15 protein-coding genes are annotated in these 23,904 nt (G+C 34.5%); 1 reads left to right on the forward strand and 14 read right to left on the reverse strand.

The genetic code is table 11. The annotated features are described in order from the left end of the window. Positions 1 to 18: 18 nt before the first annotated feature. A complete protein-coding gene (locus J8M14_RS01315; RefSeq protein WP_211072542.1) occupies positions 19 to 600 on the reverse strand; it encodes a cytochrome c oxidase subunit 3 in 582 nt (193 codons plus the stop codon). Further along, positions 591 to 1,493 carry a heme o synthase gene (gene cyoE / locus J8M14_RS01320; RefSeq protein WP_211072973.1) on the reverse strand — a complete coding sequence of 301 codons (903 nt, stop codon included), beginning with the start codon at positions 1,491 to 1,493 and terminating at the stop codon, positions 591 to 593. The genes J8M14_RS01315 and cyoE overlap by 10 nt, the downstream gene beginning before the upstream one ends. A 223-nt stretch (positions 1,494 to 1,716) precedes the next feature. Here cyoE and J8M14_RS01325 point away from each other — a divergent pair, with 223 nt between their 5' ends. Beyond that, entirely contained in the window at positions 1,717 to 2,586 is an 870-nt protein-coding gene (locus J8M14_RS01325; RefSeq protein ID WP_211072543.1) for an MBL fold metallo-hydrolase, read from the forward strand. Between the two features lie 86 nt (positions 2,587 to 2,672). Here J8M14_RS01325 and J8M14_RS01330 read toward each other — a convergent pair whose 3' ends face one another. The 12 genes from J8M14_RS01330 to ruvB form a co-directional block, all read right to left on the reverse strand. Continuing rightward, positions 2,673 to 3,419 (reverse strand): energy transducer TonB, encoded by a 747-nt coding sequence (locus J8M14_RS01330; protein ID WP_211072544.1) that lies wholly within the window; start codon positions 3,417 to 3,419, stop codon positions 2,673 to 2,675. A gap of 108 nt (positions 3,420 to 3,527) precedes the next feature. Continuing rightward, the gene (locus tag J8M14_RS01335; RefSeq protein WP_211072545.1) at positions 3,528 to 4,253 is read right to left on the reverse strand and encodes an energy transducer TonB; all 726 of its coding nucleotides are present in this window, start codon (positions 4,251 to 4,253) and stop codon (positions 3,528 to 3,530) included. Positions 4,254 to 4,388: 135 nt separating this feature from the next. Next, a complete protein-coding gene (locus tag J8M14_RS01340; protein ID WP_211072546.1) occupies positions 4,389 to 4,784 on the reverse strand; it encodes a VanZ family protein in 396 nt (131 codons plus the stop codon). Further along, positions 4,774 to 5,154, reverse strand: a complete 381-nt coding sequence (gene gcvH / locus J8M14_RS01345) for a glycine cleavage system protein GcvH (protein ID WP_211072547.1) — start codon at positions 5,152 to 5,154, stop codon at positions 4,774 to 4,776. The genes J8M14_RS01340 and gcvH overlap by 11 nt, the downstream gene beginning before the upstream one ends. Positions 5,155 to 5,261: 107 nt before the next feature. After that, positions 5,262 to 12,551, reverse strand: coding sequence for a cell surface protein SprA (sprA, locus tag J8M14_RS01350; RefSeq protein WP_211072548.1), 7,290 nt, complete (start codon positions 12,549 to 12,551; stop codon positions 5,262 to 5,264). A gap of 5 nt (positions 12,552 to 12,556) precedes the next feature. Beyond that, positions 12,557 to 13,138, reverse strand: coding sequence for a Holliday junction branch migration protein RuvA (gene ruvA, locus J8M14_RS01355; protein ID WP_211072549.1), 582 nt, complete (start codon positions 13,136 to 13,138; stop codon positions 12,557 to 12,559). Positions 13,139 to 13,282: 144 nt separating this feature from the next. Then, positions 13,283 to 15,583: an NADP-dependent malic enzyme gene (locus tag J8M14_RS01360; RefSeq protein ID WP_211072550.1), complete on the reverse strand. Its 2,301-nt coding sequence runs from the start codon at positions 15,581 to 15,583 to the stop codon at positions 13,283 to 13,285. 154 nt (positions 15,584 to 15,737) lie between these two features. Beyond that, complete coding sequence (locus tag J8M14_RS01365; protein WP_247672521.1) at positions 15,738 to 17,675, reverse strand: alpha,alpha-trehalase; 1,938 nt, start codon at positions 17,673 to 17,675, stop codon at positions 15,738 to 15,740. A gap of 15 nt (positions 17,676 to 17,690) precedes the next feature. Continuing rightward, positions 17,691 to 19,409 (reverse strand): sodium:solute symporter, encoded by a 1,719-nt coding sequence (locus J8M14_RS01370; RefSeq protein WP_211072551.1) that lies wholly within the window; start codon positions 19,407 to 19,409, stop codon positions 17,691 to 17,693. Between the two features lie 207 nt (positions 19,410 to 19,616). Continuing rightward, positions 19,617 to 20,546, reverse strand: a complete 930-nt coding sequence (gene queG / locus J8M14_RS01375) for a tRNA epoxyqueuosine(34) reductase QueG (RefSeq protein ID WP_211072975.1) — start codon at positions 20,544 to 20,546, stop codon at positions 19,617 to 19,619. A 559-nt stretch (positions 20,547 to 21,105) separates the two neighbouring features. Continuing rightward, positions 21,106 to 22,437 (reverse strand): cytochrome P450, encoded by a 1,332-nt coding sequence (locus tag J8M14_RS01380; protein ID WP_211072552.1) that lies wholly within the window; start codon positions 22,435 to 22,437, stop codon positions 21,106 to 21,108. Between the two features lie 24 nt (positions 22,438 to 22,461). Next, a complete protein-coding gene (gene ruvB, locus J8M14_RS01385) occupies positions 22,462 to 23,484 on the reverse strand; it encodes a Holliday junction branch migration DNA helicase RuvB (RefSeq protein ID WP_211072553.1) in 1,023 nt (340 codons plus the stop codon). Between the last annotated feature and the right edge of the window lie 420 nt (positions 23,485 to 23,904).

Genomic DNA, 23,904 nt, shown 5'->3' on the forward strand with positions numbered 1-23,904 from the left:
CAAAAGTAAGGAATTTTATTATCTCACGAAATATAAAAACAAAAAGAGATAAACCCACAAAAAGTCTACAAAATGCCAATACATAGCACCTAGTTCTAAACCAAGGGTTTGACCACTTTTATACTTTTGTTTAAAATGATTATAAATTACGACTAAAAGTACCAGAATCCCACCAACTACGTGCGCTATGTGTGTTACAACAATGATAAACATAAACGTAGACACAATATTAGATGTCGGGCCTGTAAAATGATATCCTTGATTTACAATATCCGAAAATCCTTCAAACTGAAGAAATATAAATCCAACACCTAACGCAAGCGTAGTTAGCAACAAAATAGTTGCCAGACTTCTGTTATTATTTTCGATTGCTTTTTTAACTAGGTAAAAAGTAATACTACTTGCTAAAATTACAAATATGCTATAGATAAATGGTTGAGGAAAAACAAGATCTGTCAACCAGTCTTTTCTTCCTTTACTTACTACATATGCACTTGTAAGTCCAGCAAAAACCATCGCCATACTTACCATAGCAAACAACATCATTGTCTTTTTAGACCTATTAATTTTTTCTTGGGTTGTTCCCTGGGTTAAATCCATACACGTATAAATTTATCCGCTACATAAATAATCTGTAGTAGCGTGATATACAAAACACTCATTAGCATTAATTGCTTAGCAGTTTTTGCATCTCTTATTTTATATAAACGAATTGCTGATCGCAATAAAACTATTCCTAATAGCAAAATCAAAACTCCTGAAACCGGAGTTAAATACAACTTTCCGGTAACACCAAACACAGGTATTAAGGAAGTTACTACAGTCCAAGCCGTATAAATGATAACCTGAACAGCAGTTCCTTGATCTCTTTTACCGGTTGGTAACATAAAAAAACCACCTTTTTTATAATCGTCAAATAAGAACCAGCCAATAGCCCAAAAATGAGGAAATTGCCAAAAGAACTGAACCATAAACAATGTACCAGGCTCAATTCCGAAATCATTCGTAGCTGCTACCCAACCTAACATAAAAGGTATCGCTCCAGGTATTGCTCCAACAAAAACAGATAATGGTGTTTTAGTTTTTAGTGGTGTATATAAACTAACATATATAAAAATGGAGATCGCACCAAACATTGCTGTTTGTGGATTGATAAAATATAAAACCGAAATACCTGAAATTGTAAAAATAGTAGCAATTGCAAAAGCAGTATTCACAGACATTCTTCCTGCAGGAATCGGTCTATTTTTTGTACGATCCATCAAAACATCCAGATCTCTTTCTATGATTTGATTAAAAGCATTAGAAGCTCCAACCATAAAATAACCACCAATTGCTAATAATAAAAGTGCACTCCACGAGACAGTTTCTACACCTAATAAATAACCTGCGACTGAAGAAAAAACTACACTTAGCGCTAATCGCATTTTGGTAATCTCTTTAAAATCCTGAATTACAGAAATTTTTGTAGTATTTACTTGGGTCACACTCAAATTTTCCACTTTTCTAAATAGCTTTTTTAAAAGTTGTGCAAAGATATACCTTAAAAGCATTTTAGACAACTTATAACTCCTTATAATTCACCTTTTAACAAGCTGAATGATCCAAACACTTGGTTTTAACAGAACATTTCAGGTGCCGTTTTATTGAATCTCAGTAATTTTTGTACTCTATTATCGACTGAATTTTAAATACATAAACTACACACTTACTTATATGAAAAATTTATTTATCCTAGGATTATCTCTAATTTGGTTTAACATCTCTGCACAAAAAAAAGAAGTCAAGATTCAAATTGATCCTTTGACAGAGAATATTTATATGCTGACAGGACAAGGTGGAAATATTGGTGTCTTTAAAAACGAGAAAGGAATATTTATTATTGATGATCAGTTTGCTAGATTATCGGGTAAAATTCTTTCTAGTTTAAAAACTATAAGTGACCAACCAGTTACTATGGTAATCAACACTCATTATCACGGAGATCACACTGGAGGTAACAAAAATATGACTGATCAGGGCGCTACAATTTTTGCGCAAAAAAACGTAAGGTCCAGAATGGAAAATAAACAAAAAGAAAAAGGTGATGTAATTACTGCTTCTTTACCTGTAATTACTTTTGACGAAGGGCTACAATTATATTTTAAAGACGAAAGCATAAAAGCATTTCATGTACATAATGCGCATACAGATGGAGATGCTCTGGTTTATTTTGCTAAAGGAAATGTCTTACATATGGGAGACACTTTTTTTAATGGCCGCTATCCATATATTGACCTTAACTCTGGTGGAAGTATTAAAGGATACATAAAAGCATCGGAAAAAGCTTTAATGATCGCTAACGATGATACTAAAATTATCCCAGGACATGGAAGCTTGGCTACAAAAAAGGATTTAAAAAGCTTTTTGACGATGCTGAAAGGCATTACTGCTGCCGTTCAAAAAGAAATTGATGCGGGTAAATCAGAAGATAGTATCATAAAAAATACATCTTTAACCGCTAGTTATGACTCCAAAGGTTTTGGTAGTGGCTACATCAATCCGGAACAGATGCGAAAGACAATTTACCGGAGTCTTGCTAAATAATTATTTCTGTCATTCTGAGCTTACCGAAGACCACAAAAACATCTTCTCCGATTATACTTCGACAAGCTCAGTGTGACAGTTGCTTATTAATCTACAACTTTAAAAACTATTGGCAACTGATATTTTACTGTTACATTTTTATCCCGTTGCTTACCAGGAGTCATTTTGGGAAACTTACTCACCACTCTCTTGGCTTCTTTTTCTAACATAGGATGTGTTCCTCTAGCCTGAATGTTTTGGATCGTTCCATCTTTATACACCTCAAACTGAACATAAATTCTTTGAAGTCCTTTAAGACCAAGCTCTTCACCTAAACCAGCATTGAATTTTTTAGAAACAATACGTTTTACCTTTTGAGAAAAACAACTTGCTTTCTCCTCATTAGTCGCTAATTTTTCACACCCCGGAAATACAGGAACGAATTCTACCACATTAAATGGGAAATCAACTGGTTCTTCAGCTTCAGGCACATCATCGATATCAGATGTATTGACTGGAGTAGAAACTTCTGCTGGAGGATCATTTTTAAATTCATCTTCTGCTTCAGCAATCTTATCTTTATCATCAATTACCTTAAAATCATCGGGATTAACCACCGGCTCTGATCTTTTTTCAGCAATAGGTTTCGCTTCAGGCTCCTTGTACACCTCAAAAACCTGATTCCATACAAACTCTTCCTGCGGCACTGATTCTTCTATCTTAGGGTTGTAAACCGCAGGATCCGTAGTATACACCTCGAACATTAGGTAAGTAAATAATAGACTTGCTACAAGTCCGATCTGAAAGTTCACCAATGTACTTTTTCGTACATTAGCGTCATGCTTGTTACTCATAATATATTAGTTTTAACGTTACAATTAAAACTGATCAACAAGCATACCAAAAAAGAATCCCGTCTACGGAAACGTGACGGGATTCTGATATTTTAAGAAAAATATATTTTAATCTTGTACCTGGAATACAATTGGTAATGAATATAATACACCAACTGCTTTTCCTCTCTGTCTACCAGGAGTCATTTTAGGTAACATTTTTACTACTCGCTGAGCTTCTTTTTCTAGTCTAGGGTGAGGACCTCTAGCCTGAACTCCAACAATGTTTCCTTGCTTATCAATCTTAAAACGAACATAAATCCTGTTCACTCCAGAAAGACCTAGTTCACTACCAAGTTCTGTATTAAACTTACGGTTAACAAATTTCTTAACCTTATCACTCATACATTTTTTCTTAGCAGCATTTCCTCCAGCCTTTTCACAACCTGGAAAAACCGGTACATTCTCGATTACTGCAAAAGGTACATCAGCAATTTCTTCGTCTGTATCTACATCTTCTACTTCTTCAATCTCTACGATCTCTTCTTCCTGATTCGTCTCTGTAGATTCGATAATAGTCTCCTCTACTTCTTCCTCATCTTCTACAACATCAATAATTTCTGGTGCCGGCGGTGGAGGTGGTGGAGGTGGTGGTGTATTTAAATTTTGTGTAATTGGAACATCTTCTTCTTCCAATTCATCAAGATTAACCTGACCAATATCTATATTGCTTTTATCATAGGTTTTCCACTCTATACCTCTCCAAGTGATAAAAAGAACTAAAACAAGACCTAACTGTAAGAACAGCATGCTTCTTTTAGACAAATCTGCTTTTGGATTTTTCTTCGGTTCCATATTACAAATATTATTATACGATTGCTAAAATAGCTAATTTCTTTATTAATTTCCAACTAAAGCTAAAAATGTAGGTTAAAAACCAGATTTTTTAACTTTTTAAAATAGCTTGATGTATTACATTTTAAAGAACACTTACAAGCGCTCCCTTATTATAATCAATTTATTTTCAATCAATTTCAAAATAATTACAGCAAAAATTATACCGCTTGTATTAGCCAATACATCAAACCATTCTGAACTTCTATAAGTTGTTAACAATCCTTGAAGCACTTCCATCAAAAGTCCATAACAAAAACAAATAACAGAAGCTTTGACTAAATGTTTACTGAATTTAGTTGTAGATTTTTTAGAAAAAAACCAAAACATAAACCAAACCAGTGTAAAGATAAAATATGCTAAAAAGTGAGCTATTTTATCACTCCCTTTTATATTAAAATTAATTGGATTAATTATAATTCGTGCTAATGAAGCCCAAGTAATCAAACCAGTATATAAAAGGGCTAATATCGCCAGAAATTTACGCTCCAATAAGGTTTTTATAATCATCAGCAGATAATAAATCTTCTACCTGAGAGGCTTCAGAAAATTTGATTTTCACCATCCAACCTTCTCCATAAGGATCATTATTTACTAATTCAGGATCGTCTTCTAAAGTTTCATTAAACTCTGTAATTTCTCCTGTTAGTGGTAGAAACAAATCTGAAACCGTTTTTACAGCCTCTACCGTGCCAAAAACTTCTTCTTGCTCCAATTCTTCTCCTACTGTTTCTACTTCTACATAAACGATATCACCCAACTCGCTTTGAGCAAAATCAGTAATACCTACAGTAGCGATATCACCGTCTATCTTGATCCACTCGTGATCTTTAGTATATTTTAATTCTGAAGGAATGTTCATCCGTGATAAAATTTATAAGTTTTTATATCGAAGACGAAAATAAATCTATTTTATCAGATTTTAAGAAAAGCCAACAAAATTTTATTAAAAATTATAATCACGGCTTTTTAATTACCAAAATTATACCTCAGCGTAAAACCACCACGAATTGTCGTTTGCGGAAATGCTGTAGATATAGAATATTTAGAGAATGTATGATCATAAAATAACAATGCCGTAAGGTTTTTGCTTAAAGCATAATCCGAAGTAAACTTTATTCCATAAATATCCTGACCCGCTGTAATCTGAGTATTATCAATATCTAAATATCGTATCAAGGTTTCGTTTTGACGTAATGACAAATCTGCTCTGAAGTTCAAATCCCCTCTAAGAATTTGTTTTTTACCTGCTATTTTTGTTGAAATCTTTAGATCACTCAATCTATATCCTAATCCAATAATATATTCGTTACCACTTATCTCTGTCAATAAATTATTCGCAAAACTCAAAGATAATGCCCTATCCTTCTTCCATTCAGCAAGGATTTTGAAAGAATTTTGCATCTCCATGTCTAATCGTATCAATGGACTAAACTGCTCCGTAAGGTTGACATTATTATACAAGAAAGGATTCTTAAAATTACCTGCTTGATCAATTGCATCAACAGCATCACTATCAAAATCTAAATTAGTCTGAAATTGATTAATCGTATAATTAGCACGATACCCGTGAGCCATAGAAAAACGTTTAAATCTTTTCTTAAACCATTTAATCCTCATCAGTCCAGTATATTTTACATCCCAATTAGGAAGAGGTATATCTCTAAAAGCTCCTTTTTTAACCTTCTCTGCATTCGAACCGGAATATGCAGATAAAAACGCCGGTAAAAGTACCGCTTGATTAGTTTTACCAAAACCTACAGGGTAACTATATCCATTAGGCTCCACCTCTTCACTTCTCGGAAATGCTGAAGTACCATAAAACTCTGTAGCCAACCTATCTGCTACTATTTGTCGATTTTGCCTAAACTCTTCAAAAGTTTCAGAGGTAAATTCATCACTTTTCTTAAAAGCTGTTTTAATCAAATTAGTTGAAATCGTGAAGTTACCAAACGTATTAGGTGCCAACGACTCATAGCCATATTCTAAAACATCATCCAAAGGATTATTATCCTGTACTCTATAATTTTCAGAATATGTTTCTTGGTAGTTTCTATTAGCACTAATATCTATCGTAAGGTCTTTTAACAAGCCCACAGAAGCTTGCACCCTAAATTCTCTCCCTTCTACCTCACGATACTGTTGATTAAAGTCATCATATAACGTCAGCCATCCATTTCTGGCAGCTAGATCACGAATCTCAGCTTGACTACCAAAAGTAAATCCTAAGGAAGGTTTTAAAGTCCCTACAAAACCAGGCTCTCTTAAATATCCAGGTAAAAATATACCGTTATCTTGCTGATAATTAATATTTACCTTCTTAACAGCCGTCACCAATCCAATAAGTGTATTATAAGCTTTAGCACCAACGCTTAATTTATTAGATGCCCTTTTTGGTTTGCCTTTAGAAGCAGAAGCTACTTTAGGCTCCGCTTTTCCTTTTTCTTCTTTAGCACTACCTTTCTTTTTCTTAGCTTTTCTTCTTCCTGGTTTTTTCTTTGTCAATCCTACATACTTGTATAAGGTATTCATATCCAAAGATCCATTTATCGTATGCACATTAGCATTCTGAATCGTATTACCAAGATCGGGGATTCCTTCAAGGTTCTTTAAAGCTTCACTACCCTTTGTCCATTGAAAATCGGCAGAATACGTATATGTTCCTCGCATAAACTTCAGTAGAGGCACTTTACTAAATGGAATATCATAATTCACCTGTAATTGCTGACTATGCGTATTAGGATCTCCGATATCAAATAAACCGCTCCATACACCAATATTATCATTTATACTTCCATCATTATTGATAAAATTCTTTACAATACGATTATTTGCAGAAGTAAAGTTAAAATTCAATGATTTGGTCAGGTTATAATTAAATCCATACTGCCAGTCAAATAGAAAAGTACGCTGGGTTAACTTAGGAATTTCTAAAAACCCTTCCCCCCTGGTGAGATCTCTAAAAGTCTGCTCATTATACTGTCTATTAATATTAGAGCTGACATTTACACTTGTTGGAAGTAAGTTAAAATTAAAATCTTTTAGCAAACTGAAGTATTTACTTTTACCAAGGAATTTAATGTTTTTTAGAGGCTCAACTTCCTTTGGCTGAAAGCTAAAATCATAAGTTCCGCCTAACCTCACACTCTGATCTAAAGCTTTCTCAATTTCAAAATCACGATGGTCTGTCTGGTTATAAGTTCCTGAAAAAGTGAAGTTTTCGACATCATAAGGCATTGGTTTAGCATCTCCAGTCCGATCTTTTCTGAGACCAATTACATTAAAACTTTGACGTTTTGTATATTCTGTATTTACATTTAGAATAGAATCTTTTGATCTTTGATTTATTGCATTATCAATATTATCCTGTAATTCCAGATCTTCGTAAAACTGATCATATTGCGGAGTAATCAATTCTTCACCTCTACTATAGTTAAACGGGATCTGCATACCCCATTTTTTAGGCAATAATTGTCCCAAATTAACATCAGTCGTCAGGTCATATTGCATCACATCTTCTATACTACGTTCGTTAGGACCTTGTTCTATACCTCCAAAACCTATAGTACTTATTCTTCCGGATGCACTTACATTAGCAAAATCCGCAATATTACCATCCATACTACCGACTGCGGCCCAACCTCCTTGGTTTTTTAGGTCGCTTAGACGCATCTCATTAAACCAAACTGTACCAGAACGCTGATTACCCGGAGCATCCTCTAGTGAATTTTTAACCCCCACCATCATTACTCGTACATTCCCTATACTTGGGTTACCCTTCATCCTAACGGTAATTATATTCCCATTATTTCCTTCTACCTCAAAACCAGCAAGGGAACCATCCGGATTAGTTCCTGCAGAAGTACCTCTAACCAAGATTTGAGATTTAATTCTTCCCAGTTCCGACAGTGGTAATTCTAGTCTATTGGCAGATGGCCAAATAACATCTGGGTTAGGATTAGAATTATTAGGATCAAAAGGCGATAACTGTAATGGGACTTCTATCTGATAGAAATTATTAGTAAAATCATTACCCATTCTGATAAAAGCTACCAATTCATTATCATCCAATTGATCATTAAGCTGTAACTCTTCTGCGTGTAAAAACATTTCTAAGTTTTCATACTGTCGCATGTCTACATTAAAATTTTTATACACTCCTCTAGCATCACCCCCATCTAGGTCATTTACAGTAAGAGCCAATGATCTTTCATCTTCTCTAATAACTGAGTTATTATTTATCAATTGTTCTCTAAAAACTCCTGGCGGTGTAACATAATTAACTGTTTCTTCTTCACTTACAGAAGTAACTATTACATCATTATCATCCACATTCAATCCCTCGGCATCAATTTCGGCAGCTAACGGCAAATACCTTCTATAATCACCCCTTACTAAATCAAGTGTCCCGAATCTTAATAATGCAGCACTATCAAAACCTGTAAGAAACATTCTCATGAACCGAATGGATCTAAAATCTGACGCTCCATTAATAGCTTCGTAACCTCTAAAAATATTATCATTTGGATTAGTATCTTCAATACTGATAGGAATCTTAAATCGAACCCATCTTGGCCTGATAATTTGGCCATTCTGAAGACTAACCTCCTTATCTTCAATTACATCAGAGATATAACCCGTACCCCTATCATTGCCAATACCCATACCCTCAAAAATGGGCACCGTATATTGAAAATAACTATTGATTGTATTCATTGTATTATCCCGGTTCACATCTTCTACCGTAGGCAAGGCCGTATTACCACGATCATCATTAGCAACATCTGTAGGTGAATTACCTTGTACACCATTATAATTTAGATATCGATTTTGAATACTCCCATCGGCCTGTAGATAATATTGGTAGTTGTCAGCTGCCGGGTCATTAGTGTCAAAATCCGGAAAAAACTCTCTTTCCTGATCATCCGTCAATCCATCATATCCAGCATCCTGAATTGTTCTTGCAGCACCATCAGAATCAAAAGCATAAATTAGAGACTGATTTATAGGAACTTGTGCATTATACGAGGTAGCTCTTGAGTCACCCGGAACAAAAGTTGGATCAACCGCTGCTGGCAAACCATTTTCATATTGTTTTCTACCGTCTTTCAGTACATCTTCACTAATATTACCCAAGTTAAACACAATCCTTCCTTCATTAGAAGTTGTCAGCGCCTCTTGTGTCCCACCATTGGTCCAAAAAGGATCCAATAACCAAAATTCTATAAACTCTACATTTGATTGTTCAAAATTAGTTGACGTCAATTGTCTGATAATTCCTCCAAAATTATTTTCAGGATTAGTCAAAACATTATCCTGTGCATCGTCACTAAAATTATATGGCCCTCTCTGAGTCGGAATATAATTTAAATCCATAGTAAACAAAGCTAAAGTCTGCCCCTGTACGATATCTGTTTGTGGAAAAATCTCACTATTAAAAATTCTACGCGTACCATTAAATGACAAATCAGTGTCATCAATACCACTAGGTCTGGAATTACTATAGAAAATAGGGTCAATAGAATACCAGGCAAGTTTTGCCCTTCTATTCCCTGACTCGATTCCATCCACAATAATCTGACTATTGGGATCACTAGGATTCCCAAATCCAGCAGGTACACTGGATAATTCCCAAGATAAAGGAGAACTTACATCAATGGCAGTTTGTGCCCCTTCAAAATCATCTATATATGTTGTTACCTTTCCATCGAAATCAGCTCCTTTTGGCGCTCCTGCTATTAATCGAGCAACCTCAGCTCTAACAGAAATGTTAGATGGAACATCTGTGTCTATATTGGGAAGTTTATTCACCATTCTGGTTAGAAAAGGCACTTCTGTTGCATAATTAAGATTAAACCCTAGAATTGTATTATTAATAGGCTCAAAGTTGTAATTGGATTTTTGAGTTATTGGGCGTTCATTTAGATTAAGATATGTACCACCAATAATAAAATCATCACTAAACTTGTGTTCTATATTTATACCAGTAAAACGTTTAGTCTGTTGACCAAAAACAGCATTATTTTCTGTAGAAACCTGAATTGGTGTATTAGAAGCCAATAAGGATTCGTCTAAAATATTAACTCTTCCTAATTGATAATTTACTGTATAATCTACCCCCTCTTGCAGCACTCTACCTCCAGCAGTAACCGTAACAGATCCCTGAGGCACATTAAACGCCCCCAATGGAATTCCTCCATCTTGCGAAGAAGACTTATAACTACCTTTTAACTGAAATTTATTTTTATTTGCTGCCTGCTGCTCTGCAATTATATTGGTTTGGGTATATAATTCACGATACACATATGCTGCTTGGTTAGGGTTGTACGTACCTGGATCATTATAATTTTCTGTTACATTTGGATCATCTAATTTATTAAAAAGATGTTCTCCAAAGGGCTCAACAGAAGTAAAAATAATACGTCCGTTTTCGGTATCAACTGTAAGTCCGGGCACATAATCAAAGAAACCATCACCGCCAGCTACAGGGTCTCTATTCGGATTTAAACGATCCATATTAAAAACCTGCAATAACGTAGTTTGATCTACATCAGCAGGCAATGTAGAACCTTCAACCGCAGTAATATAATTAAGTGGTGAAGGGTCAGTATATAATATATTAAGCCTGAAGTCATTTTGTTCTAACCTAAAAGCTCCCGTACTATAAATATTTTTCATCATTAGATCCCAAATCGGAAGTTGCACATTAGTGATTGGACTTTTCAGCATTTTTACCACTAAACTCCTACTTGATCCTACTTGTGGGTTTTGAGGGTCATTAACATCTGGGTTGTCACTAACCGTAGCATCTACACCATCAATAGAGAACTCCCCTACCTGATACACCTGCCCTGCGACAGTATACTGAAAAGCAACTGCAAGTGTTTCATCATTATTTAATCTCTGATTCAATGAAATATACCCCAACTGAGTATTTAAAGTATATTCATTTGAAGTCAATTGCCTTGCATTTTCCAAGATTGCATAATCTAGCCCTTCTTGAAAATTAGAAGTTGCACCAACAAATCCATTTTGCACTGTAGAAATCTGACGAACAGCTTCTGTAATAGGCCCTCCAGGGCCAATAGCAAATGGGTTCAGGTCATTATTAGTATTATCAGCAAAAGACCCTGCAGGTCTGTTAAACAATGACGGATCAATTACAAAATTACCATCCACTGGAGATTCACCTAAATCCTGTAATGCTACAATATTTCGAGCATTAGTTAATGTCTGAGCACTAGTAGCTCTATTAGTTACCCAAACTTCAATTCTATTAATCTGGATATTATTATTAATAAAAGGATAGTTTCTTAAAGCATCATCATAAGTATCCCTAAAGTAATGTGCTAAGAAAAAGTGTCTGTTTTCGTCATATTGCGAAGCAAAAACCTCAAAATTCTGAACAGTACCACCTCCTTGAACATTTACCGACCTGGTTTCTGATCTTTGCTCAGAATATACTCCAGTAACTGTTGTATTCCCAAATTGTAGCCCCATCTTAACTCCAAAAAGACTCTGAGCCCCCTGAATTAAAGAACTATTCAAAGGCATAGTAACATTACCAACCTCAATACTTCTAATAATATCGTCTTCTGTAGGAGTGTACTCTAATTTGATCTGATTCTGAAAGTCAAATGTAGACTCAGTATCATAATTCGCTGTTATTTGTAATCGTTTACCAATTTTACCCAACAAACTAAGGCTTATTCTTTGATCAAAATCAAAAGTAAAGTTACTTCGGTTACGTGGCGAGAAAGCCGGGTTATCCTGCTTGGTATATAAAACCCCTAAATCCATTTCTACAGATCCCTGAGGTATAATTTCAATCTCATTACCTCCAAAAATCGATTCGAAAAGGTTAGATTTTACATAAAAAATAGGAAGTAAATTCTTTCTTTTCCCCTCGCTCTCATCGGTTTTACCGCTAAAAGCTTCAATTTTTTCTTTGAAATAAGAACGTCTTTGTTCTTCTTCAACTAAAGCTTCATATTCTTTGGGTGTAAGGAATAGAGGATATCTAACATTAAAATCCCCCAGCATTTCTCGATAAATATATCGATTAGTTATAGGGTCATACTCATATTTAGCAACTATACTATTAGGATCTGGTAAATATATTTCGCCTAGTGTATGGGTAGTACTTGTTGAATCACGTACTTTTTCTGTATCCTGAGCGTAAATCCCAGTACTAGAAAGTGCTATTAAACAAATTATTACTTTAAAAAAAATAAATCGTAAATAAGTTGATGGACCCAATGCTTTTATAAATTTTTAAGTGCTTGTTTAATAATATTTTCTACTGTCTCTTTGGGGGTTTCTCTAAGAACTCTATCTACAGCTTTTTCTGCTAGCTTCCGATTAAATCCAAGGGTTTCTAAAGCAGATAACGCTTCTTCCTTGTTCGTATTGCTTTGAGGCACCGAAACTTCATCAATATTATAGACTTTAAGTATTTTATCCTTTAAATCTAATATTACTCTTTGTGCTGTTTTTGCTCCAATGCCTTTTATAGATTGTATTGTTGCAACATCATTAGAAGCAATAGCCTCTTTAATTTGATTAGGATGCAGAGAGGATAACATGGTTCTAGCTGTGCTAGCACCAATTCCTGAAACGGATATCAAGAGTCTAAAAATTTCTCTTTCTGATTTTTCGGCAAATCCAAATAATGTATGTGAATCTTCTTTAACTTGTAAATGTGTATATAGCTGTAAAGCTTCTCCTTCAGGAATTAAAGAAAAAGTGTGTAATGAGATATGTAGAAAGTACCCTACCCCATTGCAGTCTATTACCACGTCGGTAGGATTTTTTTCTATAAGCCTACCTTTGATATGTGTGATCATTTGTTAATTGAGTGTTAAGCACTCAAAAGTAATAAAATTAAACTATATAAAAAGACAGAATCTTAAGCTTCAAAAAACATTGTTTTAAAACTTATTAAACTGATTGTTTTAGCGTTAAGTTTTGCAAGAAAACCGTCAAACTTATCAAGTCATCATAGCAAATTCACGTTCTCTTTTTTCTTTTTCTTGCGCGTCAATTACCGCTACTGCTGCCATATTGATCATTTCTTCTACGCTTGCACCTAATTGTAATATATGAACTGGTTTTGCCATTCCCATCATAATAGGACCAATAGATTCTGTTTTATTAAGTTCACTTAACAACTTATAATTACTATTGGCAGAATCCAGATTAGGAAAAACTAGGGTATTCACTTTTTGTCCATTAAGCTTAGAAAACGGGAATTTATCTTTTCTCATTTTTCTATTTAAAGCAAAATTCATCTGTAATTCACCATCTACGAGTAGATTTGGATAATAACGATGTAAATATGCTACAGCATCGGTAACCTTAGTAGCACCGGGGTGTTTAGAAGATCCAAAATTAGAATATGAGACCATTGCCATTACAGGTTTAATACCAAACATTTCTACCGTTCTGGCACTCATTTGAGCGATTTTTGCCAATTCTTTTGAAGAAGGATCTATATTAATCGAAGTATCACTTATAAATAAAGGGCCTCGATCTGTCATCATCACGTTCATGGTAGCTATGCGCGTTGCTCCTTTAGCCAACCCAATAAGGTCCAGCATAGGTTTAACAACGGTTGGATAACTCCTAGAATATCCTGAAAGCAAAGCATCAGCATCACCTTCATTAATCATCATCGCCGCAAAATAATTACGTTCTCTTAATAAACGCTGAGCATCATATAAAGTAATTCCTTTTCGCTTATTAGCTTCCCAATATTTCTTCGCATAATGGTTTTTTCTCTCTAGTTCTTCATCTGCTTTTGGGTCAATGATTTCAATATCTGTAGCATCAAAATCAATTTCCTTCATCAATTCTAATATGACATCTTTTCTTCCTAATAGGATTGGAAAAGCAATTCCTTCTTCTTTTACCGTTTGGGCTGCCTTTAAGACATCCAGATGATCTCCTTCTGCAAAAACAACTCGTTTAGGGTTAGTTCTGGCTCTATCCAAAAGCAATCTGACCAACTTATTATCATTACCCATTCTCTCCAGCAATTCATCTTCATATTTCTCCCAATCCGTAATTGGTTCAGTTGCCAGACCACTTTCTATTGCGGCTTTAGCTACGGCCGGAGGTACTTTGGCAATTAATCTTGGGTCAAATGGTTTAGGTATAATATAATCTCTTCCAAAATTCAATCTGGTTTCTCCATAGGCTATATTTACTTGCTCAGGAACAGGTTCTTTGGCTAATTCAGCCAAAGCTTTAACAGCCGCCATCTTCATAGCTTCGTTAATTCCTGTAGCTCTAACATCCATGGCTCCTCTAAAAATAAAAGGAAAACCTAATACATTATTCACTTGATTAGGATGATCGCTACGCCCTGTTGCCATAATCACATCTTTTCTAGCTTTTATAGCAAGATCATATTTTATTTCAGGATCGGGATTGGCCATCGCAAAAACAATTGGATTATCTGCCATGGAAATTAACATTTCCGGAGTAACCAAATTAGCCATAGATAATCCAATAAACACATCAGCATCTTTCATTGCATCTTCTAATTCATGCAAATCTCTATCAGTTGCGAATTCTGCTTTTTCTTTAGTAAGGTTTTCACGATCTTTTCTGATAACACCTTTACTATCCGTCATTACTATATTTTCAGCTTTTGCTCCAAAAGCTTTATATAATCGTGTGCAAGATACAGCAGCTGCTCCTGCCCCACTCACTACAATTTTCACTTTTTCAATATCTTTCTCAGCTAGTTCCAAAGCATTTAATAATGCTGCTGCAGAAATAATAGCAGTACCGTGCTGATCATCATGCATCACAGGAATATCAAGCTCTTCTTTTAAGCGTCTTTCTATTTCGAATGCTTCAGGAGCTTTGATATCTTCCAGATTAATTCCACCAAAAGTTGGTGCTATATTTTTAACTGTTTCTATAAAAGCATCAACATCTTTGGTGTCTACTTCAATATCAAAAACATCTATATCAGCAAAAATTTTGAAAAGCAAACCTTTACCTTCCATTACCGGTTTTGAAGCTTCAGGACCAATATCACCTAATCCTAAAACTGCAGTACCATTGGATATTACCGCGACCAGATTTCCTTTTGCCGTATATCGATATACATTAGAGGTGTCTTTTTCAATTTCTAAACAAGGTTCTGCCACTCCAGGAGAATATGCTAACGCCAAATCTCTTTGGGTAGCGTATTTTTTTGTGGGAACAACTTTGATTTTACCAGGGGTAGGCTTTGCGTGATATACTAAAGCTTCTCTTCTTTTACTTTCAATACTCATACTAAATCAAGATATAATGTGCGAATACTATCTATACCTATACAAAGGTACATGTCTACCTGAGATGCGGAAATTTATATGGTGTTATCTTTCAAAAAATCAGGAATAGTAAAAAGAAGTTGTCTTTTTAACTAATGTGTTACAAATTCAATAATTATTTGTTGATTTTTTTGAATATTTCATCAGGATCAATCAATTTATCAAGCTTAGCCTTCAATTCATCATTTAAAAAAGTTAACCCCAACTGATACGAAGCATTCATCCATCCAAAACCACTGGGCGTGATATAATCAAACTCAGTTCCTACATTACCATACTCTGCATATACCTTATGAGTACATTGAACCACATCATATTTTTCAGGAATGGTACCATTGTAATTCACAGCATTTTTGGTAATCATCCACAACCACCTATAAATAAGTTCACGAGCTTCTACTTCATATCCTGTGGCAACTAATCCTCTCCAAATCAACATTTGATGAGGCGCCCAACCGTTTGGGTAATCCCACTGTCTTTGAGGAGCATCAGGATTGATATTATTAGTGATATCTGAAGTTCCGGATACACCTCCTTTCTCAACTAAACTTAAGAATAACTGTTTAACCATTCTGGAAGCCTGATCATCAGAACAAAGACCAGCCCAAAGAGGGTAGTAATTTGTTGCTGATTCTATTTTTTGTTGTTTCTGAGTGACAAAATTATAGTCATAATATGCTCCTATGGTGTCGTCCCACATCAGCTTATTCATTAAATTTTTTCTTTTTTCCGCTTTTAGCAACCAATTTTCAGCAGTAAATAGTTTACCATTATAATCAAAACTATTAGCAAATGCATTTTTGATTAAAAAAGCAATATCAACTTCATATTTATACAATAGACTATTTAATCCAACAGTATTTAGATCAACACATATATCATCTAGTCGATTAGAAGTATCATGACCGCTTTCGCGCATCGATCGATCGTGAGTGAAATATAAATCCAACTCTTTGTCCTTTAGCTCACCCGAATCATATTTTCTCGTAAATCCCTCAAGTGTTAATTTATGTTTTTCAGCATATTTCTTTAGTACAAAATCAAAATGTCCTTCTTCGGTTTCAGGAGGTATCCCTATTCCTTCTCCATAAAAACGATTTAGACCAGTATTGGTCAAACGAACTCCTTTTTGCATCCAAACCGTTTCATATTCTTTTATTACCATCTTTAGGTTATCAGAAAGCCATTCTTTAGAAACATTTTCATTATTTAGGTATATTTCTTTAAGTAGAGAACTAAAAAATGGTGGTTGAGTACGTGTTAGATAATAACTTCTGTTGGCATTTAGAATCTTACCATAATGTTTGATTTGATATGCAAAGTTATCCGCCATTGACATAGCTAAATCTGCTCTATCATCAATCAGTAAACCAATTGATTCAAAATAACTATCCCAACCATACATTTCATTAAACCTTCCTCCTGGAACTACAAATGGTTTACCCTTATAGTAATTATCATTGCTTTCACTTGCTAAATTTAGGATTCCTGGTTTACTATTAAGCGTTTTTACATAATCTGGTGTGATTTCTTCCGGAAGAACAACTATTTCGAGCTTTGAAATTTCTTTCTCTAAAGATTTAAAATATGCAATCGCTTCTTTATCATTAGATGGTATATATAACCGTAAAGTATCAGTGTCAGATTTTGTATCTGAAAGCACTCTATCTAACCCTTCTTTATCAATAGATCTTGTTAAATTATCCCAAAAACGAGTTTTTATTAATCTCGAAATTCGATCTGAAGGTGCTTCGGATATTTTTTCTATCGAAATAGTATCTCCTTCTTCTGCAATTGCTAATTCCTGAAGCAGGTTTGACAAATGATAAGTTCCGTCTACACTATGAACTTTTCCATTAACATCAATAAACTGAAACTTTTTAGGACCTTTATCTTCTATGGTGATCTTTTTATCACCATCAGTATCTTCCTGACTGATTAGGTCATTCAACATAGATACATGATTTGGTCTTTGCTCTTCTTGTTTTTCTTTACAACTGACGAAAACCATAAAAACAGTAATTACAGAAATATATCTAAATGCAAGAATCATAGTTTATGAATTATATTACCAAAAGAACCCTACGACAATAGTAGTAACAATTAAAAGAATTAAAGACAAAGTTCTGTAATTCTTATACCAAGGCAATACAGCAAGCTCCTTTGATTCTTCTGCAAACATTTCTTTTTTATAAGTATATTCTTTGATTTGTTGTTCAGACTGTCGTTTAGTAGCTAAACTCACTAGTACATGCAGTGTTACGCAAATAACAAATAACCAGGTAGCCTTAGCCAAAAAATGCAGCTCATTTACTTCAGGAACCCAATCAAAAGTTTGAGAAAGAATCATTAAAATGGCAAGAGAAAAACCAGTTAATAAGCTCACAATTGACCCTGTTCCATTTGCACGTTTCCAGAATAATCCAAGGATAAAAGTAGAGACCGCAGGAGGACAAGTATAGGCAATAACTAATTGTAGGTATGTCCATAGCGAATCACTAACACTTTCGATAAATGGCACCCAAGAAATTGCTAGAACTACTAAAATAACAGTAGTGATCTGTCCAACTCTTACCAGTTGTTTACTAGTTAGATCTGGTCTCATTTGTTTTACAAAATCCATGGTTACCAAAGTAGATGCCGAATTAAATGTAGCTGAAACAGAGGACATCATTGCCGCCATTAAACCAGCAACTACTAATCCCAATACTCCGACAGGTAATAATTGAAACAATAACACCGGGTAAGTAAGATTAGGGCAATCCGCAAGATTATTACAAACTTCCCCATTAGTTAATACATAATTAAGTTCAGAAATATCTAAGGTACTAAAAAGTAGTAATGCCAAAACACCTGGAACCACCATAATAAAAATAACAGGCAATTTTAGTAACCCTGCAAAAAGTGCTCCCCACCTACCATGGTTTAAATCTTTGGCCCCCAGAACACGTTGTACCATAAACTGATTATTTGCCCAGAAGTAAAACCCTAATAAAGGAACACCAGTTAATAACCCCCACCAAGGCATGAATTCATCATTATCTGGTCTTACTAAACTAAATACCTCATCAGAATTAGCGGGAATAAATTTTCCTTCAGCTGCTCGATCCCCAAAATTAACCTCACCTGCAGATAACATTGTATCAAGCTTAGCCATCATTCCTGACCATCCTCCTCCTAATTGATCAAAAGCAAAATAGGTCAATAAACACGATCCCAGAATTAATAAAATTGCTTGTATTACTTCTGTTTGGATCACAGAATTTAATCCTCCCGGTATTGTATATGCTGCTGCTGCAACTGCAAGAATAATCAATATTAAAGTTGAATCTAATGAAGGAAATAAAAGTGTTAAAACAATTTTACCTACATATAACCCTGCAGCCGTATCAACTAAAATATTTCCAACAACTGTAATAAAGGAAAAATAGTACCTAGATCTGCTATCATATCGTCTTTCTAAAAATTCTGGCATGGTATATACCCCCGACCTTAAATAAAAAGGAAGGAAAAATATGGCAAAGAATATTAAAACTACAACAGCAAACCATTCATAATTATAGACATTAATATTGGTTTGATACGCGTCTGAAGCTAATCCAACAAGCGTAGAACTAGAGATATTTGCAGAAAATAATGCTATCCCCACAATTGGCCAGGTCATTGTTCGACCTCCTAAAAAATAATCTTCAGAGCTACCGCGTTTTGATTTAGATATTCCATAAATAATAATTCCGATTAAATAAACTACAATGACAGTTATGTCGATATAAGATAATCCATTCATGTGTGTGAAGTGTTTTTATGCTAATCCAATAAATAATTATTTTTTAAAGTAAAGGATTCGGGGGATCAAAAACAAAAACGTTATATTTTTTGTTAAAAAATTTATGGAATATACAAGATTAAAGCAGGATGAATGAATTTTAAGTAAACAAAATTGTTAAAACTATCTATGTAAGCGTTTGTATTATGAAATTTTCAATTAAAAAGCTTACCCCTTTTCCAAAAATCGAATATTCCTTGTCAAACCAGAAAACTTTGTTCTTTTTACTGCTGATTTTTGAAAAACTTTGGAAAACACTTCTTGTGTAATCTCTTCCCAATCCTTTTTGGTCATCTCCAGCAACTCGGGTTTAGGGTTAAAAAGTGGTTCATTATGAGGTTTTGAAAAACGATTCCAGGGACATACATCCTGACAAACATCACAACCAAACATCCAATCATCAAATTGTCCTTTGTAAGAATTAGGAATCTCTTCTTTGAGTTCAATAGTAAAGTAAGAAATACATTTGCTTCCGTCCACAACATATGGTTCGACAATAGCTTGAGTAGGACATGCATCTATACAAGCCGTACAGGTACCACAATGATCTGTGACAGGTAAGTCATAATCAAGATCAAGATCTACAATTAATTCGGCAATAAAATAGAACGATCCTACTTTTTGGGTAAGTAAGTTACTATTTTTTCCTATCCATCCCAGTCCACTTTTGGCTGCCCACACTTTATCCAAAACGGGAGCAGAGTCTACAAACGCCCTACCATGTACTTCTCCTATCTCTTCTTGTATGAATTGTAGCAATAATTTGAGCTTATCCTTTATCACAAAATGATAATCTGTTCCGTAAGCATACTTAGATATTCTAGGGGCTTCGGGATCTTTTTGTGTTTCTGTCGGAAAGTAATTCAACAATAGGGAAATCACACTTTTTGAACCTTCTACCAATTTGGTTGGATCCAGGCGTTTATCAAAATGATTTTCCATGTACCTCATCTCACCGTGCATCTGCTGCTTGAGCCATTTTTCCAGACGAGGTGCTTCTTCTTCAAGAAAACCAGCTTTACTGATCCCACAAGACAAAAAACCTAAACGTTTGGCTTCGGTTTTGATAAGTTGCGTATATTTTTCTTTAGAATTCAAAACAAATGGATAGAAGTACTTTTTTTTCAAAAGTAAACTATCTTCAGATCATATGAAACTTCTATATATTGAATCAGGATACGCTATCAACGTATCCTGATTCTTTGCTGGGGCCAAAATATGATTTATAAACAAATCATATTGGTGCACACCAATTACAAAACAGCATTAGTGGTGCTTGCGCATCAATATAGCCTATTCCCTCAAGAATGCGCCCCCTTACAAAAGGTTTTGGGATTGTATCGGGTAAACATTTAGTACATTATTTTTACAGCTTCTGGCGGTACATCTTTAAATCGATTATCTATAAAAAAGGCGTTTTTTTAGGCACCAAATATCGATATCACGCCCTCCCTTGATTGACTTTTGAGCTGATTTGTCAATTTCTTTTGCTCCTTTTACATTTAAGATTTTCATACTTGATAAGTTTTTAGATTTAAGAGTTTATATTCTTGTTCATTTAAAGACACTCAGGACTATATCGTAGAGCTCTTAAAACTAAAGTTTATAAAAGGAAAAGAAGTGTCAAATTTTTGATTTTCAAAAAATTTGTACTTGATTATCGATTGATAAATTTCAGAAGTGCATTATCAGGTTTTAGTGTAATCAAAGGTTTTATAGCAATTTGATTGATCTCGGTAGTAATTTTATATTTAGAGGCTATATTGCTAATAGCCAAGATCATCTCATACATTGCAAAATTATTTCCTATACACATTCTTGGACCTGATCCAAAGGGGAAATAATAATCAGCATATTCTTTTTTATCCACATCGGGAGCAAAACGATCCGGATTATATGCCTCAGGGTCTTTCCAAAGATCTTGATGTCTATGTATTTCGAAAAACGAAATCAGGATCATCGATCCTTTAGAAAACTGTACATCATTATATTCATCATCCTCGATAGCCACACGATCAGAAAAGTATGCTGGAGGATATAATCGCATTGCTTCTTCAACACATTGTTTTGTGTACTGCAGTTTACTTATTTCTTCTAACAAAGAGCCTTGATCTAGTTCTGGATTTAATGTTTCCTGATATACCTTCTCCTGAATTTCAGGATGTTTCGCTAACAGTTGCAAGGTAAAAGTAAGCGCATTAGATGTGGTTTCGTGACCTGCTGTGAAAAGGATTAAAATTTCATCAATCAATTGCTCATTATCCATCGCACTCCCATCCTCGTATTTTGAGTTAAGCAACATATCCAATAGGTCATCATAATGTATCGAAGAATTTTTGCGCTCCTCTATGATTCCGTTAAGAATTTCTCGTGCTTCCTGTGTTAGCTGTAAAGTACTTCTCATTTTTCCACTTAAATAAAACCACCATCGCTTATAAGGTTGTCGTATTTCTTTAATCAGAGTTTTTTGAGCGCTTTCGGTTATATACTGTAGCCTGGAAATTACTTTGTCTTCTCCGGTATAACTAAATAGTGAACGAGCTACTACTTTAAACGCTAAATCATTCATTATTGGAAAAACATCAATGGTTTGACCTGAAGTAATTTTTTGAAGTTCAAGATCTATTACTTCCTTCATGGTAGTCACCAGCAACTCTAATTTCTTTTTATGAAATGCAGGCTGAATCAATCTTCTTTGCCGTAACCACTTTTCACCATTAGCGGTTAGTAATCCTTCTCCAATATAACGTGCAAGGTCTTCTGTTTGCAACTTAGACTTATAATATTTTCGATGTTGCTTTTGCAACATATGTTTTGCCAAACCTGCATCACGTGTAAAAATAACGCTATTACTACCAAAGCCTAACTTAACTCTAAAGCAATCCCCATGTTTTTCAAAATTCTTATGATGAAAAGGCAAAGGATTCTTAAGAATACGCTTAGCATTTTTAAGCACTTTAAAAAAAGAAACTGTTGGGAGATTATTCATTATAATAAATAATTTTATTTTTAATCAAAATAATCCTCCTTGAATTCCACCTTTTATTCTTCCCAAATGTTTATAAGCAGCTTCTGTAACTTCTCTACCACGTGGGGTACGCATAATAAAACCTTGCTGAATTAAAAAAGGTTCATATACTTCTTCAATAGTCTCTGCGCTTTCGCTAACAGCAGTAGCCAAAGTAGTAATACCTACGGGACCACCTTTAAACTTATCAATTAAAGTGGTTAAGATCTTATTATCCATTTCATCAAGCCCATGTGCATCTACGTTTAAAGCTTTCAGCGCAAATTTGGAAATCTCTATATCTATTTTACCATTACCCTTAATTTGGGCAAAATCGCGAACTCTACGTAACAAAGCATTTGCAATTCTAGGAGTTCCTCTACTTCTTCCTGCAATTTCTATAGCAGCTTCCATAGAAATAGGAACATTTAAGATATGAGCACTTCTTTGTACAATAGTAGATAATAATTCTGTAGAATAGTATTGTAATCTGGATTGAATCCCAAAACGCGCTCTCATTGGAGCAGTAAGTAACCCAGACCGTGTTGTTGCTCCTACTAACGTAAAAGGGTTTAGATTAATCTGTACTGTACGAGCATTAGGGCCACTCTCGATCATAATATCAATCTTATAATCTTCCATTGCAGAATATAAATATTCCTCTACAATCGGACTTAACCTGTGAATCTCATCTATAAATAATACATCTCTATCATCCAGATTGGTTAGTAACCCAGCTAAATCACCCGGTTTATCCAGTACTGGACCAGAAGTAACCTTAATACCAACTCCTAGTTCATTGGCCAAAATATGAGCAAGTGTAGTTTTACCCAACCCAGGAGGACCATGAAACAACGTATGATCTAAAGCCTCATCTCTTAAGTTTGCCGCTTGTACAAAAATCTGAAGATTCTCCAATACCTGATCCTGTCCAGTAAAATCCTGAAAATTAAGTGGCCTCAAGGCTCTCTCGATATCTAGATCTTCATTAGAAAAATTATCGTTTGTTGGATTCAGATTTTCGTTCATAAAAAACAATGACTATGTTAACTATCCCAATTTAATTTTCACAAAGATAATAGAATAAGAAATACAATTAATTTGGATTACACATTGAAATCAAATGATATAAAAATCAAAAATATTTCTAAAATGGGTAACAATTTCTATTGTAACTGTATCTAATGTTGAATATACATTTAAACAGGGGGAATACACCCTTTTTTATGTAGGAAATACAAAAATAATATGATGCATTACTTTAGCTTTAAAAAATTAACTATTTTTATAGTATCTAATAAAAATAATAGGTTTTGCAGTTAACTATCAGTTGTTTACAACTTCGATAATTATTGTCCTCGCTAGCAAAACGTATTTGACAGCCCCAAAAGTCGAACCAGAATATAACCGTATGCCCCCTGTTTTTATGCTATTTTTTTTTAAGGTAGT

Origin of the sequence: Aquimarina sp. MMG016, from assembly GCF_018100805.1 — a bacterium.
Classification (GTDB): Bacteria; Bacteroidota; Bacteroidia; order Flavobacteriales; family Flavobacteriaceae; genus Aquimarina.

Excerpts from the sequence above, each read along its gene's own strand:
- J8M14_RS01315 (WP_211072542.1), bottom strand. The coding sequence starts at position 600 with ATGGATTTAACCCAGGGAACAACCCAAGAAAAAATTAATAGGTCTAAA.
- J8M14_RS01325 (WP_211072543.1), top strand. The coding sequence starts at position 1,717 with ATGAAAAATTTATTTATCCTAGGATTATCTCTAATTTGGTTTAACATC.
- J8M14_RS01330 (WP_211072544.1), bottom strand. The coding sequence starts at position 3,419 with ATGAGTAACAAGCATGACGCTAATGTACGAAAAAGTACATTGGTGAAC.
- J8M14_RS01335 (WP_211072545.1), bottom strand. The coding sequence starts at position 4,253 with ATGGAACCGAAGAAAAATCCAAAAGCAGATTTGTCTAAAAGAAGCATG.
- gcvH (WP_211072547.1), bottom strand. The coding sequence starts at position 5,154 with ATGAACATTCCTTCAGAATTAAAATATACTAAAGATCACGAGTGGATC.
- ruvA (WP_211072549.1), bottom strand. The coding sequence starts at position 13,138 with ATGATCACACATATCAAAGGTAGGCTTATAGAAAAAAATCCTACCGAC.
- J8M14_RS01360 (WP_211072550.1), bottom strand. The coding sequence starts at position 15,583 with ATGAGTATTGAAAGTAAAAGAAGAGAAGCTTTAGTATATCACGCAAAG.
- J8M14_RS01365 (WP_247672521.1), bottom strand. The coding sequence starts at position 17,675 with ATGATTCTTGCATTTAGATATATTTCTGTAATTACTGTTTTTATGGTT.
- J8M14_RS01370 (WP_211072551.1), bottom strand. The coding sequence starts at position 19,409 with ATGAATGGATTATCTTATATCGACATAACTGTCATTGTAGTTTATTTA.
- J8M14_RS01380 (WP_211072552.1), bottom strand. The coding sequence starts at position 22,437 with ATGAATAATCTCCCAACAGTTTCTTTTTTTAAAGTGCTTAAAAATGCT.
- ruvB (WP_211072553.1), bottom strand. The coding sequence starts at position 23,484 with ATGAACGAAAATCTGAATCCAACAAACGATAATTTTTCTAATGAAGAT.